This is a genomic window from Vogesella fluminis, assembly GCF_014652335.1.
Taxonomy (GTDB): domain Bacteria; phylum Pseudomonadota; class Gammaproteobacteria; order Burkholderiales; family Chromobacteriaceae; genus Vogesella; species Vogesella fluminis.
The window spans coordinates 1-13,249 of record NZ_BMYP01000032.1; the positions used below are offsets into that span (position 1 = coordinate 1).

Annotated in this window: 11 protein-coding genes; 3 read left to right on the forward strand and 8 right to left on the reverse strand. The window is 67.1% G+C overall.

Going from position 1 to position 13,249, the window contains the following annotated elements; all coding sequences use genetic code 11:
* Nucleotides 1-56 precede the first annotated feature (56 nt).
* Genes IE083_RS11940 through IE083_RS11955 form a run of 4 tightly spaced genes read right to left on the reverse strand, consistent with a single transcriptional unit; the run spans nt 57 to nt 4,147 of the window.
* Entirely contained in the window at nt 57-1,283 is a 1,227-nt protein-coding gene (locus IE083_RS11940) for a hypothetical protein (protein ID WP_189353836.1), read from the reverse strand.
* Nucleotides 1,280-2,047 carry an outer membrane lipoprotein-sorting protein gene (locus IE083_RS11945; protein WP_189353838.1) on the reverse strand — a complete coding sequence of 256 codons (768 nt, stop codon included), beginning with the start codon at nt 2,045-2,047 and terminating at the stop codon, nt 1,280-1,282. Before IE083_RS11945 ends, IE083_RS11940 begins: the two co-directional genes overlap by 4 nt.
* A 10-nt stretch (nt 2,048-2,057) precedes the next feature.
* Nucleotides 2,058-3,461, reverse strand: a complete 1,404-nt coding sequence (locus tag IE083_RS11950; protein ID WP_189353840.1) for an ABC transporter permease — start codon at nt 3,459-3,461, stop codon at nt 2,058-2,060.
* Complete coding sequence (locus tag IE083_RS11955) at nt 3,458-4,147, reverse strand: ABC transporter ATP-binding protein (RefSeq protein ID WP_189353841.1); 690 nt, start codon at nt 4,145-4,147, stop codon at nt 3,458-3,460. The genes IE083_RS11950 and IE083_RS11955 overlap by 4 nt, the downstream gene beginning before the upstream one ends.
* 110 nt (nt 4,148-4,257) lie before the next feature.
* On the opposite strand from IE083_RS11955, the gene IE083_RS11960 reads away from it, so the two are divergent.
* A complete protein-coding gene (locus tag IE083_RS11960; RefSeq protein WP_189353843.1) occupies nt 4,258-5,211 on the forward strand; it encodes a helix-turn-helix domain-containing protein in 954 nt (317 codons plus the stop codon).
* Between the two features lie 54 nt (nt 5,212-5,265).
* Nucleotides 5,266-6,651 carry a nicotinate phosphoribosyltransferase gene (locus IE083_RS11965; RefSeq protein ID WP_189353845.1) on the forward strand — a complete coding sequence of 462 codons (1,386 nt, stop codon included), beginning with the start codon at nt 5,266-5,268 and terminating at the stop codon, nt 6,649-6,651.
* Between the two features lie 68 nt (nt 6,652-6,719).
* On the opposite strand, the gene IE083_RS11970 is transcribed toward IE083_RS11965, so the two are convergent.
* The 3 genes from IE083_RS11970 to IE083_RS11980 all read right to left on the reverse strand — a co-directional run bounded on the left by IE083_RS11970 (nt 6,720) and on the right by IE083_RS11980 (nt 8,203).
* Nucleotides 6,720-7,256, reverse strand: a complete 537-nt coding sequence (locus tag IE083_RS11970) for a cysteine hydrolase family protein (protein ID WP_189353847.1) — start codon at nt 7,254-7,256, stop codon at nt 6,720-6,722.
* Nucleotides 7,257-7,389: 133 nt separating this feature from the next.
* The gene (locus tag IE083_RS11975; RefSeq protein ID WP_189353849.1) at nt 7,390-7,857 is read right to left on the reverse strand and encodes an SRPBCC family protein; all 468 of its coding nucleotides are present in this window, start codon (nt 7,855-7,857) and stop codon (nt 7,390-7,392) included.
* Between the two features lie 79 nt (nt 7,858-7,936).
* A complete protein-coding gene (locus tag IE083_RS11980) occupies nt 7,937-8,203 on the reverse strand; it encodes a hypothetical protein (RefSeq protein ID WP_189353851.1) in 267 nt (88 codons plus the stop codon).
* A 167-nt stretch (nt 8,204-8,370) separates the two neighbouring features.
* Here IE083_RS11980 and IE083_RS11985 point away from each other — a divergent pair, with 167 nt between their 5' ends.
* The gene (locus tag IE083_RS11985; RefSeq protein WP_189353853.1) at nt 8,371-9,156 is read left to right on the forward strand and encodes an EAL domain-containing protein; all 786 of its coding nucleotides are present in this window, start codon (nt 8,371-8,373) and stop codon (nt 9,154-9,156) included.
* Nucleotides 9,157-9,229: 73 nt separating this feature from the next.
* On the opposite strand, the gene IE083_RS11990 is transcribed toward IE083_RS11985, so the two are convergent.
* A complete protein-coding gene (locus IE083_RS11990) occupies nt 9,230-13,075 on the reverse strand; it encodes a DUF3683 domain-containing protein (RefSeq protein ID WP_189353854.1) in 3,846 nt (1,281 codons plus the stop codon).
* Nucleotides 13,076-13,249 lie beyond the last annotated feature (174 nt).

The following is a 13,249-nucleotide window of genomic DNA, read 5'->3' on the forward strand; positions in this document are numbered from 1 at the left end:
AAACGGCCCTGCGTTTCACTATTCCGCCTTCGGGCAGGCCCAAGTCCGACAGGCTGCTAGAAAAACCAGCGTGCCAGCGCCTGCATGCTGCGCTGCTGCGGCAGCGTGCCGTACTGGCTGCCGGGGGCTCCCTGCTGTTGCAGCCACTGCAGCGCATAGTCGGTGCGGGTGCCACGCCAGCGCGCCTCCAGCCACAGCCGGCTGCTGTGGTCATGGCCGTCGCGGTGCTGCAGCAGGGCCAGGTCCAGCCGTGGCAGTACATCCTGCCAGCATGCCTGCAGCAGCCACTGGCGGCGGGTGGGCAGCCCGCCGCGCTGTTGCTGCTGTGCGCGATACGCAAGGTAGGCCGCCGGTTGCCGCGCCAGTGCCGCCCATTGCGCGGCGTCGAGCGCGCTGCCGTCGTACTGCCATTCCAGCCCCAGTGTCAGCTTGTTCGGCCAGGTGTACTGCGCACCGCCCGCCAGCTGGTTCTGCCAGCCGCTGCCGGGGGCGTGGCCACCGGCCCACTCGCCGTACAGCACCGTGGCCTGGCCCAGGACGGTGCTGAGGTTGGCCCCCAGCCGGGTGCCGTTGCCGGCGGCGTGGTACAGCAGCCATTGCGGCGACAGTGGCCATGCCGGCAGGCTAAGGCTGGCCAGCCAGCGCGTACGGCGGTTGGTGGCGTCGGCATCCGGCTGCAGTGTCGGCCGGCGTGGGCTGCTGTCCAGCGCCGGTGCCAGCAGCAGGTTGGCCGCACCGCCGTCCCACCACTGCTGGGCGCGCAGCATCACCGTGCCCTGGCGGTTGTCGCGCTGGCTGGCCGGATCGGCAGAGATCAGGCTGCGCACCGCATCCTCGCGCAGGAAATCGGTGGGGTTGAAGCCGGTGGCCACGCCGTGGCGCACATTGATGCGGCCCAGTGCCAGCTGGTGCGTGCTGTCCGGCTGCCAGGCGGCGTAGGCGTCGCTGACGGTCAGCACGCCGCTCGGCTGGCCGTTGCCGGGCTGGCGCCAGTCCTGGCGTGCCGCCCACGCCAGCTGCAGCCCCTCTGCGGCGTTATGCTGGCCGCGCCAGGCCAGCGACAGGCGCTGGCTGTGGCGGGCGTAGCCGGGCAGCTGCCACTGGCTGCTGTCGTGCGCCAGTTCGATGAAACGCAGGCCGTCAGCCGGCCGTGCCGTGCTGTCCGGTGTGGCATCGGCCAGCGCCAGCGCGGTGGCGTCCAGCTCCGGCAGTGTCTGTTCCGGCAGCGTTTGGGCCAGGGCGGGCAGGGCGGCCAGCAGCGTGGCCGGCAGCAGGTGCTTCATTCCGGCTGGAAGCGCGGCAGGTAGTCGCGCTGCAGCCAGGCTTCCGGCACCTCGCGCCGCGTCCAGTCGCTGTAGCGCATCACGGTGATCCAGTCTGGCTCCAGGCCGTCGATGATCACTGTCTCGGTGGGGCGCTCCACTCCCAGCCAGCGCTGGTAGCGGCGGTAGTAGGCGGTCTTCAGCAGCTTGCCGCTGTCGGCGTAGAACCGGGCTTTGATCGGCCGTGCACCGTCCTGGCTGACCCACATCTCGATGCGCGGGTAGTTGGCGCCGTCGCCGCCGGCCTCCAGCAGCAGCTTGTAGCTGGCGCGGCTCTGGCGGTCGCCGTCCAGCGTGTTCTCGGCCACGGCCTGGGTGGCGCGGTAGTCGCGGGCGAAGTTGGTGGTAACCACGTCACCGTTGGATGCCTGGCCCAGCAGCCGCTGTTGCGGTGATAGCCGTATGCTGGCCTTGCTGGCCGGGTCGTAGAACCACAGGTCGCGGCCGTTGTAGAGGATGAGCTTGCCTACGTCGCGCGCCGGCGCCTGGTAGCGCACCAGGCTGCGGAACTGCCCGTCGCCGGCGCTGGCGCGCGAGTACACCACCAGCGTGCTGCTGTCGCTGAGCTTGCCCTTGCGGTACTCGGTGAGGGTGTTGCTGAGGCTGAAGGCGAAGGCCGGATTGCGTACGGCGTCGCTGGCGGCCAGGATGGCCTGCGCATCCGGTGCCGCCAGTGCGGCGCGGCACAGGCACAGGGCAAGCAGGGTGGCAAGGATACGGTGCATGTCGGGCTCCTCAGCTATGACGCAGTGCGTCCACGATCTGTTGCCGGGCGGCGCGCCGCGCCGGCCACCACGCCGACAGCAGCGTCACGCCCAGCATGCCGCTGACGCTGCCCAGCAGTAGCGGCAGGTCCTGCCCCACGCGCACCAGGATCAGGTAGGCATAGGCGTAGCCGGGCGGCGTCCAGCGCCAGCCGCTGTTGTTGATCAGCGCCGCCACCGCCAGCGCAGCCAGCACGCCCAGCACTACGCCGGCCAGGCCCAGCAGCAGCGCCTCGCACAGGAACAGGCGGCGTATGCCGGCGCGGCGCAGGCCCAGCGCGCGCAGGGTGCCGATCTCGCTGGTGCGCTCTACCACCGCGCTGCTCATGGTATTGCCCAGCGTGAACAGCACGATGACGCCGATCAGCATGGCGATGAAGCCGAACATGGAGTCCATGAACTGGCTGGTCTGCTCGTACATCGGGTTCAACTGGCGGAAGTCCAGCACCGTCAGGTCCTGGCCGCCGCCGTGCTGCGCCAGCAGGGTGCGGATGCGGGGGCGTGCCTTGTCGATGTCGGCGGTGCGATGCAGCTGCAGCAGGATGGCGGTGACCTGTGGCGTGTCGCGGCCATAGACCAGCGCCTGTGCCTGCTGCAGGTGCATGGCCATGTACAGGTCGTCCAGCGCCTTGATACCCATATTGGTGGCTTTCACCACCCGCAGGCTGGCCACATTGGGGGCGCCACGCTGGCTGGCGGCCAGCAGCTCGATACGGTTGGCCGCAGCGCCGGCGCCGGCGGGTACGGCTTCCTGCTGTGACAGCGCGGCCAGCTCGGCCGGGGTATTATCGCTGCCGCCGTGGCTGGTGTTGCTGTCGGCGGCCGGCTGCGTGCACGGCATGCCGACCGGCAGCAGGCCGCACAGCCGCAGCTTGCGCGCCACACCCTGGCCTACCACCACGCTGTCCGCCGTACGGTCTTCCAGCGCCAGCGGCTGGGCGTAGCTCACCACGCCGTATTCGTTCCAGCGCAGCATGCGGTTGCGGGCGGCCGCGTCCACGCCGTTGACCAGCACCGAGCGCGACACGTTGGCCGCAAAGCGGCCGGCGATGCCGCCCAGCTGCAGTGCCGGGGTTACCTCGTTCAGCAGCGGGCCCAGCTGCGCATCCTGCCGCAGTCTGGCCATCAGCGCCGCATAGTCGCGGATGCCGTAGGCGGCCGGGTTGTCGCTGCCTTCCTCGAAATAGCCGCTGCGCTGTACCTGCAGGTGGCCGGTGAACTGCACGAAGCCGGTGAGCGAACCGTACTGGATGTTGGAGCGGTAGCCGCCGAACAGCAGGATGGCGGTGAGCCCCACCACCATGGTGAGCAGGGTGGCCAGCGAACGGCGACGGTTGCGCAACAGGTTGCGCAGGGCCAGCAGCAGGGTGCTCATGCCGCGCCCTCCTGCATGCTTTGCAGGCGGCCGTCACACAGCGGAAGCAGCGCGTCGGCGGCGGCGATGACCTGTGCATCGTGCGAGGAAAATACGAACGATACCGCGTGCTCGCGCTGCAAGCGGCGCATCAGCGCGATGATCTCGGCGCCGGTATGGCTGTCCAGGTTGGCGGTAGGTTCGTCGGCAAGCACCAGCGCCGGCCGCCCCACCAGGGCGCGGGCGATGGCCACGCGCTGGCGCTGGCCGCCGGACAGCTGGCCGGGGCGGTTATCCATGCGCTCGGCCAGCCCCACCGCGGCCAGCATGTCGCGCACGCGCTGGCGGCGGGCGGCGCGGGACACGCCGGCCAGAATCAGCGGATACTCCACGTTTTCGTAGGCGCTCAGCACCGGCAGCAGGTTGAAGTGCTGGAACACGAAGCCGATGTGGCGGGCGCGGAAGTCCGACAGCGCGTCGTCGTCCAGTGCATCCAGCACCTGGCCGGCAATCTCGATGCGGCCGCTGTCGGCGCGGTCCAGGCCGCCGATCAGGTTGAGCAGGGTGGTCTTGCCGCTGCCGGACGGGCCGGCCAGCACGGTAAAGCAGTCGGGCTGGATGGCGGCGCTGATGCCGCTGAGGGCCGGCACGGCCACGCTGTCCAGATGATAGGTCTTGCACACATCGACCAGGTGCACGGTAGGCATGATGGCTCCACAAGGTTGGCCGCAATGACACCCAGCTTAGCGTCGGCCCGGTGCCGTGTATTGAAGGATTGCGACATGTGCATTGCATGACGTGATCCTATAATACAGCCATGTTCAAGATAGACCAGCCCCCGCTTCCTGCCGCCAGCCCGCTATCGGCCGCCCGCAACGAGATATGGCTGCCCGGGCCGGCACTGGCCGCCGCCGTGCGTGCGGTGGTGGCACGCGATATCCGCGGCATCGCGTTGCCCGATGCACAGCGTTACAGTTATTTCCCGGCCTCGCCCTTGTGTGCGCTTAGCTGGTTTTTCAGCGGTTACAGCGACAGCCTGGCACCCGGCAGCCTTCCCGGCCCGGACAGTCTGCGCCAGCGTCTGCCAGCCTGTTGCGTCAGCGGCCCGTTTACCCGCCCCAGTTGCAGTCATGCCGCGCCTGACACCTATGGCATGATGTTGCTGTTTCCGCCGGATGCCTTTGCCGCGCTGACCGGCATCGAACCGGGTGAGCTGCTCAACCGTTTTACCGGCTTTGACAAACTGCTGCCGGCCGACTGGCAGGACTTTTGCCGTGCCGTGATGCAGGCGGCCGGCGACGAGGCGCGGCTGCTTCTGATCGAGACCTTTATCGGCCAACGTTGGCCGCAAGTGCGGCCGGCGCAGTCGCGGCTTAGCCGCATCAACCAGGACTGGGCGCAGCATCTGGCACTGCGTGCTTCGCTGTCGGGCATCGGCCGCAGCGCACGGCAGATCGAGCGCCGCATCAAGCAGTGGAGCGGCCAGTCACTGCGCGAGCTGCAGGGCCTCGGGCGGGCCGAGCGTGTTTTTCTTGCCTCGGTGGCCGATGGCTTGCACGGCGAGGTGAGCATGAGTGCGCTGGCGGCCGAATACGGTTACAGCGACCAGTCGCACCTGATCCGCCAGTCGCGGCGCATCACCGGCTTTACTCCCGGCGAAATGCGCGAACGGCTGTACTGCGACGAGGGCTTCTGGGCCTACCGTTTGTGGGGTTTTGCCGAGAGCGAGCTGATTCGCGATGAGGCTGCCGCACCGCAGTGCAAGACATGACAGCCAGGTGACGCAGGGGTAAGCTGTGGGCATTTCCCAGGCTGGAATGCCGCCATGACCGTCAATCCCATTCTCAATAGCGATTCCTACAAGCTCAGTCACTGGGTGCAGTACCCGCCCGGCACCGACGGCATGTATTCCTACGTGGCCGCGCGTGGCGGCACCGCCTCGCACGTGCTGTTTTTCGGCCTGCAGGCGCTGCTGAAGGACTACCTCAGCCAGCGCATCACGATGGCGCACATCGCCGAGGCGGAGGCGCTGGCCGCGCTGCACGGCCTGCCGTTTAACCGCGCCGGCTTCGAACGCATCGTCAAAAAGCACCACGGCTACTGGCCGGTGCGCATCCGTGCGGTGGCCGAGGGCGAGCTGATTCCGACCGGGGTGCCGATGGTCACCATCGAGTCCACCGACCCGGAGCTGTTCTGGGTGGTGTCCTTCCTGGAGACGGCGCTGCTGCGGGTGTGGTACCCGATCAGCGTCGCCACGCGTAGCTTCCGCGCCAAGGAAATCATCCGCCGCTATCTGTTGCAGACCGCCGACGACCTGTCCGGCCTGCCGTTCAAGCTGCACGATTTCGGCGCGCGCGGCGTGTCCAGTTACGAAAGCTCGGAAATCGGCGGCATGGCGCACCTGGTCAACTTCATGGGCAGCGACACGCTGGCGGCGCTGGTCGCCGCGCGCCGCCACTACCACGAGCCGTGCGCGGCGTTCTCGATCCCGGCGGCCGAGCACGCCACCATCACCGCCTGGGGCCGGCGGCACGAGGGCGAGGCCTTTGGCAACATGCTGGCCCACTTCGCCAAACCCGGCGCGCTGCTGGCGGTGGTCAGCGACAGCTACGACGTGTTCCACGCCGTCAGCGAGTTGTGGGGTGAGCGGCTGCGGCAGCAGGTGATGGACAGCGGCGCCACGGTGGTGATCCGCCCCGATTCCGGTGAACCGGTGCAGGTGGTGGCCGAGGTGGTGGAAAGGTTGGCCGCAAGCTTCGGCACCACGCTGAACGGCAAGGGCTACCGCGTGCTGAACCACGTGCGCGTGATCCAGGGCGATGGCGTGAACCTCGCCAGTATCGATGCGATACTGTCGCGGCTGGCCAAGCTCGGTTACAGCGCCGACAATGTCGCCTTCGGCATGGGTGCCGAGCTGTTGCAGAAGCTGGACCGCGATACGCACAAGATGGCGCTGAAGTGCTCTGCGATCAGCGTCGGCGGCCAGTGGCGCGACGTGTTCAAGGACCCGGTCACCGACCCCGGCAAACGCTCGCTGGGCGGGCGCGTGGTGGCGGCGCGCGACAGCCGCGGCGCCTGGGGCGTCAACACCCTGGAACGGGTCAGCGACGCCGACCTGCAGATGCGCGTGGTGTGGGAGAACGGCCAGCTGCTGCTGGACGAAGACTTCGCCACCATCCGCGCTCGCGCCGCCGCGCATCTGGCGAACTGAGCCGGACGTGCAAAAAGGTTGGCCGCAAGCCTGTCACCGGCTTGCGGCCAACCTTTTGTATTTCCGCCTCAGTCTTCCGCCTGCAGCGCCGCCAGCGGCAGCACACGGATGGGGTTGCCCGGCACGTCCATGTTCGCCCACAGCCAGTTCAGGTGCGCAACCAGCGTGTCGCCGCTGGCGTGCGGTCTATCCTTGCAGGTATGGGCGTCGGCCACCACGGTGACGGCGTAGCCGAGCGAGGCGGCGCGGCGCACGGTGGTATCGACGCAGAAATCGCTGGCGTAACCGCCGATCCACAGGTTCTCGATCTCCTCGCTGTCCAGGTACTGGCGCAGGCTGGTGTCGAGAAAGCTGTCGCAGGCGGTTTTTTCGATCACCGGGTCGTCCGGCTGGCGCTGCAGGCCGGGGTGCAGCTGCCACGCCTCGCTGCCGCGCGGCAGGTCGTCGGTGTGGTGCTGGATGAACAGCACGCGGTGGCCACAGGCGCGGGCGTGGTCTATCAGGCGGTTGAGGCTGGCCAGGGTCTCGGCGCCGCGCGTGGCGCGCGGCTCCATGTCGATCAGGCCGTACTGGAAATCGATGACAAGCAGGGCGGTATGGCTCATGGCGGTCTCCGGTGGGCCCGGCCGGCGGTAGCCGACCGGGGAAGCCGCATGCTAACAGCAAATCCGCCGCCCGCGACAGGGTTGTTTTGGCCGGCGGCGGGATGCTTGCGGCCAACCCTTGACGGCTGCCTCGTCAGGGTCTGTTGACGCTGGTTTCGCGGGCGCGCCAAGCCAGGATCAGGCTGTGCCATTCGGCCAGCATGGCCGCGTAGCCGGCGGCAAAATCACGGATGGCGGCGTTGCCTGCCTCGCCAAGTCCGGTCAGGGTGTAGCTGACCTGGACGCGGGTGCTGGCCGCATCCAGCGCCTGGCAGCTTACCTGTACCTGCACGAAGCGCGAACCGGGCGTGACCCGCACATAGCGGTAGCGATAGGCGGCAGGATCGTAATCCGCCAATGTCCACAGCGTGCTCTCGCTGCCGTGGCCGGTGGCGAACACCATGCCGGCGCTGGTGTGGCCGTCGGCCGGGTGGAAGTACTGCGGTTGCCAGTCCGGTACCCACAGCGTTTCGCCGGCGGGGGTGAACAGCGGATAAGCGGTGTCGATGTCCAGCGGCAGGGTGAATTCGCCGCTGAGGTGCTGCTGTAATGCCTGGAACATGTGTGCCCTTTCCAAAAAAACGGGTACACCGCAGCGCCCCATGGCGCGCGGCATGGCATGTCACCGGCAAACGACGGGCTCACTCTCCCTTGCGGTCCTGCAGGCGGTGGCTGGCTTCGGCATCCAGGTCCAGGCCGTAGATGGCCTTGAGCTGGGCGATGGTGGCCAGGGTTTCCGGCGAAAACGGCGGCTTGCCGTCGAAGGCGTGCAGCACGATGCCTTCCAGCAGGTCGCCCAGCGTCATGTCCTTGTGCTCGGCCAGGGCCTTCAGCACCTTGACCAGCCGTTTCTCCAGCCGCACCCCGGTCTGGATGCGTTCCACCACGATGGGTGCTTGTTCGGGCATGGTGAACCCCGTCATTTCATGTGGTACATATGTACCAAGATAACATTCGTATCCCGACAAGGCAAGCGGAAGAGCGGGCGTGCCATGCTGCCGGGGACTGTTGGCGCGCGGTCGGTGATGGCAGGGCCTTGCTATGCTGAGCTGATGGACAAGCCAGCGGCGGAGGCATGATGGCACGACTCAACAGTCAGCAGGCATTCGAACAGCACCTGCAGCGCGATACCGCACAGCGCCATGTCGCCCGCTTTGCCGATTACTGGTTGCAGAGCTGCTTCCAGCCGATCTTCTATCGCAGCGGTGGCGTGTTCGGCCACGAGGCGCTGTTGCGGGTGCACGACGCCACCGGCGACAGTGTGCGGCCGGACCACTTCTTCGCCGGCCTGCCGCCGTTGCAGCAGATCGACGCCGACCGCCTGGCGCGGGTGATCCACATCCGCAATTTCGCCGCCAGCGCCGAGCCGGGCTGCCTGACGCTGAACCTGCTGCCGCTGACGGTGGTGCACGAGGCCGGCCACGGCGGTGACTACACACTGTTGCAGCAGCGGCTGCAACAGCTGGGCATCGACAATGGCCGCGTGATTCTGGAGGTGGTGGAGTACGAGGTGGAAGAGGGCGATGGTGCGCTGTCGGCGGCGCTGGGGGTAGCGGCGGCAGTCGGTTTCGGTATCGCGGTGGACGATTTTGGTGCCATGGCTTCCGGTCACGGCCGGGTGCGTGCGCTGCGGCCGGACATCATCAAGATCGACCGCAGCCTGCTGCTGGACTACATGCAGGGCGACAACGGCCGGCTGGCGGCGGTGCTGCAGCTGGGCTGGGAGGTCGGCAGCCGCATGCTGGTGGAGGGCATCGAGACCGAGGCACAGTACCGCGCGATGTGCGGCCTCGGCGTCGAGCTGTACCAGGGCTTTTACCTGGGGCGGCCGGGCTTCCTGCCGGTGCGGCGCGAGCTGTGAGCCAAGAATGAAAAAAGGTTGGCCGCAAGCCGGTAACGGGCTTGCGGCCAACCTTTTGCCGGGCGCTGACGCCTTACAGCAGCACGCGTTCGATGCCGCCGTTGCGAGCGTTGTCGACGTAGTCCTTCATCCAGTTGTCACCCAGCAGGTGCTTGGCCATTTCCACCACGATGTAGTCGGCCTGGGTGCCGGTGTCGTCGCTGTAGCGGGACAGACCCTGCAGGCAGGACGGGCAGGAGGTCAGGATCTTCACCGGCTTGTCGGCGTCGCCGAGCTTGATCAGGTCCTTGTTGATCTCCTCTTCCTTGCGGAAGCGTACCTGGGTGGCGATGTCCGGGCGGCTGGCGGCAAAGGTGCCGGATTCGCCGCAGCAGCGGTCGTTCTGGATTACGCCGCCGCCCAGCAGCTCGTTTACCACTTTCATCGGCTGGTAGGCCTTGATCGGGGTGTGGCAGGGGTCGTGGTACAGGTACTTCTGGCCGCTGATGCCGTCCAGCTTCAGGCCTTTTTCCATCAGGTATTCGTGGATGTCGATGATGCGGCAGCCGGGGAAGATATCCTCGAAGCGGTAGGTGGCCAGCTGGTCGTAGCAGGTACCGCAGCTCACCACCACGGTCTTGATGTCCAGGTAGTTCAGCGTGTTGGCCATGCGGTGGAACAGCACGCGGTTCTCGGTGGTGATGGCGTCGCCCTTGTCCTTGAAGCCGGCACTGGTCTGCGGGTAGCCGCAGCACAGGTAGCCCGGCGGCAGCACGGTCTGGGTGCCGACGTGCCACAGCATCGCCTGGGTGGCGAGGCCGACCTGGCTGAACAGGCGCTCCGAACCGCAGCCGGGGAAGTAGAACACCGCTTCGGCGTCCTCGCTGTCCTTCGGATTGCGGATCACCGGGATCACGTTGCCGTCTTCCACGTCCAGCAGTGCGCGCGCGGTCTTCTTCGGCAGCCCGCCCGGCATCGGCTTGTTGATGAAGTGGATCACCTGCGCCTTGATCGGCGCCTTGCCCAGCGTTGCCGGCGGCTGCGCCGTCTGGCTGCCGGTCAGCCCCAGCTTCTTGCCGATGCGGTTGCCCAGGCGCTGCAGCTTGTAGGCGCCGCCGACCAGGCCGCTGCGGATACCTTTGATGGTGGCCGGGTCCTTGGCGGTGAGGAAGGCCATGCCCAGCGCGGTGCCCGGGTTGAACTTCTTGTTGCCGGTCTTGCGCAGGAAGTTGCGCATCGCCACCGACACGTCGCCGAAGTCGATCTTCACCGGGCACGGCTTCACGCAGCGGTGGCACACGGTGCAGTGGTCGGCCACGTCGGACAGCTCTTCAAAGTGTTTTAGCGATACGCCGCGACGGGTCTGTTCTTCGTACAGGAAGGCTTCGGTCAACAGGCCGACGCCGAGGATCTTGTTGCGCGGGCTGTACAGCAGGTTGGCGCGCGGCACGTGGGTGGAGCACACCGGCTTGCACTTGCCGCAGCGCAGGCAGTCCTTGACCATGTCCGAGATCTGGCCGATGTCGGACTGCTCCAGGATCAGCGACTCGGCGCCCAGCAAGGAGAACGACGGCGTGTATGCCATCGCCAGATTTGCACCCGGCAGCAGCTTGCCGCGGTTGAAGTGACCGTTGGGGTCAACGCGCGCCTTGTAGTCGCGGAACGGCTGGATTTCTTCCTCGGTGAGGAATTCCAGCTTGGTGATGCCGATGCCGTGCTCGCCGGAGATCACACCGTTCAGGCTGCGTGCCAGCGCCATGATGCGCTCCACCGCGCGGTGTGCGGTCTGCAGCATCTCGTAGTCGTCGGAGTTCACCGGCAGGTTGGTGTGCACGTTGCCGTCGCCGGCGTGCATGTGCAGCGCCACGAAGGCGCGGCCGCGCAGCACCTTCTGCTGGATCAGGGCGATGGCTTCGGTGATGGTGCTGTCGGCCTTGCCGTTGAACAGCCCCAGCAGGTCACCCTGCAGCTCGCGCTTCCAGCTCACGCGCAGCTTGAAGTCGCGCATGGCGGTGAACACGCTGGCCTCGGGATTGGCCGCAGCGTCTTCCAGCGGTGCTTGCGGCCAACCTTGCTGGTACTGCGCCAGCGGCGTGTCCAGGTTGTCCAGCAGCCACTGCCAGCGGCTGCGTACATTGGCGATCAGCTCCAGCGCGTTTTCGCGGCGGTCGCCGATCAGCTCATCGGCGGAGATGGTGCCGCCCTCGGTATCCACCGGCAGCCGGCCGTGGAAGAACTCGGCCAGCTGGTCCAGCAGCTTGATCTTGCTGGCGATGGACAGCTCGATGTTGATGCGCTCGATGCCGTCGCTGTAGTCGCCCAGGCGATCCAGCGGGATCACCACGTCTTCGTTGATCTTGAAGGCGTTGGTGTGGCGGGCGATGGCGGCGGTGCGCGAGCGGTCCAGCCAGAATTTCTTGCGCGCCTCCGGCGTCACGGCGATGAAGCCTTCGCCGTGGCGCGCGCCCGCGTAGCGCACCACCTGGCTCGCCGCCTCGCCTACCGCACGCTCGTCGTCGGATACGATGTCGGCGATCAGCACCATCTTCGGCCGGCCACGGCTCTTGGCCTTGGTGGCGTAGCCGACGGCGCGCACGTAGCGCCAGTCGAGGTGCTCAAGGCCGGCCAGCTGCACGCCGGCCACCAGGCCGGCACCGCCCGGCTTGAAGTAGTCGGTAATCTCGACGATGGCCGGTGTGGCTTCGGCGACGGTGCCAAAGAACTCCAGACAGACGGTACGAATGTGTGCCGGCATGCGGTGCAGCACGAAGCGCGCGCTGGTGATGATGCCGTCGGTGCCTTCCTTCTGCACGCCGGGCAGGCCGGCGAGGAACTTGTCGGTCACGTCCTTGCCGAGGCCGACCTTGCGGAAGCTACGGCCGGGGATGTCCAGCTGCTCGCTGGAGATCACGGTCTGGCCGTCGTCCTGCAGGCGGGTGACGCGGAAGCTGGCGACGTCCACATCGTGGATCTTGCCGTAGTTGTGGCCGATGCGTTCGACGAACAGCCAGTTGCCGTCCGGATCGACCATCTTCCAGCTGGCGAGGTTGTCCAGCGTGGTGCCCCACAGCACCGCCTTCTTGCCGCCGGCGTTCATCGCGATGTTGCCGCCGATACAGGACGCCTCGGCCGAGGTCGGATCGACCGCGAACACCAGCCCGGCGGCGCTGGCCGCCTCCGATACCCGTGCGGTGACCACACCGGCGCCGCACTGGATGGTGGCGCGCTTGCCGGCGAGGCCCGGCAGCTCGATGGATTCCACGCCCAGGTGGCGGTCGAGCTTTTCGGTGTTGATCACCGCGCTGCGGCGATCCAGCGGCACGGCGCCGCCGGTGTAGCCGGTGCCGCCGCCGCGCGGGATGATGGTCAGCTCCAGCTCGATACAGGCCTTCACCAGCGGCGCGATCTCGGCCTCGCTGTCCGGGCACAGCACCACGAACGGGTATTCCACACGCCAGTCGGTAGCGTCGGTCACGTGCGACACGCGCGCCAGGCCGTCGAACAGGATGTTGTCGCGGCGGGTGATCTTGCCGAAGCGCTTGAGGATGGCGGCGCGCAGCTCGCGCGTCTCGCCGAACTGTTGTTCGAAGCTGTCCACCGCGGCGTAGGCGGCGGCGATCATGTGGCCAACCTTGTCGTTGCCGTCGCGGCGCTTTTCCACTTCGCCCAGGCGATGGCGCAGCGCGCCGACCAGCGCGCTCAGGCGCTGCGGATTGTCCAGCAGGTCGTCTACCAGATAGGGGTTGCGGTCCACCACCCAGATATCGCCCAGCACCTCGAAAAGCATACGGGCAGAACGGCCTGTTTTCCGTTCTGCCCGCAGCTCTTCGAGTAATTGCCACATCGGTTCGCCCAGCAGGCGAATGATGATCTCGCGATCCGAATATGAGGTGTAGTTGTACGGGATTTCCCGCACGCGTGTGTGAGTGGTGGCGCTCATTATGTCCCTGAACTTCGGCGATTATTTGTGGAGAATCGCCGCGATTTTACCGCAAATGCTGCGCCGCGAAAAATGCCGCTCACGTCAGGCCGATATAACCGTTAGTGATTGGATATTGTCGGCATTATGCAAATGACGCGGGCCGATTTTTAGCGGGCGCAGCACGGCAAGCGG

Bases quoted from the DNA above. Each gene is read 5' to 3' on its own strand.
- IE083_RS11985 (WP_189353853.1), top strand. From the start codon at position 8,371: ATGATGGCACGACTCAACAGTCAGCAGGCATTCGAACAGCACCTGCAG.
- IE083_RS11975 (WP_189353849.1), bottom strand. From the start codon at position 7,857: ATGTTCCAGGCATTACAGCAGCACCTCAGCGGCGAATTCACCCTGCCG.
- IE083_RS11980 (WP_189353851.1), bottom strand. From the start codon at position 8,203: ATGCCCGAACAAGCACCCATCGTGGTGGAACGCATCCAGACCGGGGTG.
- IE083_RS11970 (WP_189353847.1), bottom strand. From the start codon at position 7,256: ATGAGCCATACCGCCCTGCTTGTCATCGATTTCCAGTACGGCCTGATC.
- IE083_RS11960 (WP_189353843.1), top strand. From the start codon at position 4,258: ATGTTCAAGATAGACCAGCCCCCGCTTCCTGCCGCCAGCCCGCTATCG.
- IE083_RS11990 (WP_189353854.1), bottom strand. From the start codon at position 13,075: ATGAGCGCCACCACTCACACACGCGTGCGGGAAATCCCGTACAACTAC.
- IE083_RS11940 (WP_189353836.1), bottom strand. From the start codon at position 1,283: ATGAAGCACCTGCTGCCGGCCACGCTGCTGGCCGCCCTGCCCGCCCTG.
- IE083_RS11950 (WP_189353840.1), bottom strand. From the start codon at position 3,461: ATGAGCACCCTGCTGCTGGCCCTGCGCAACCTGTTGCGCAACCGTCGC.
- IE083_RS11945 (WP_189353838.1), bottom strand. From the start codon at position 2,047: ATGCACCGTATCCTTGCCACCCTGCTTGCCCTGTGCCTGTGCCGCGCC.
- IE083_RS11965 (WP_189353845.1), top strand. From the start codon at position 5,266: ATGACCGTCAATCCCATTCTCAATAGCGATTCCTACAAGCTCAGTCAC.
- IE083_RS11955 (WP_189353841.1), bottom strand. From the start codon at position 4,147: ATGCCTACCGTGCACCTGGTCGATGTGTGCAAGACCTATCATCTGGAC.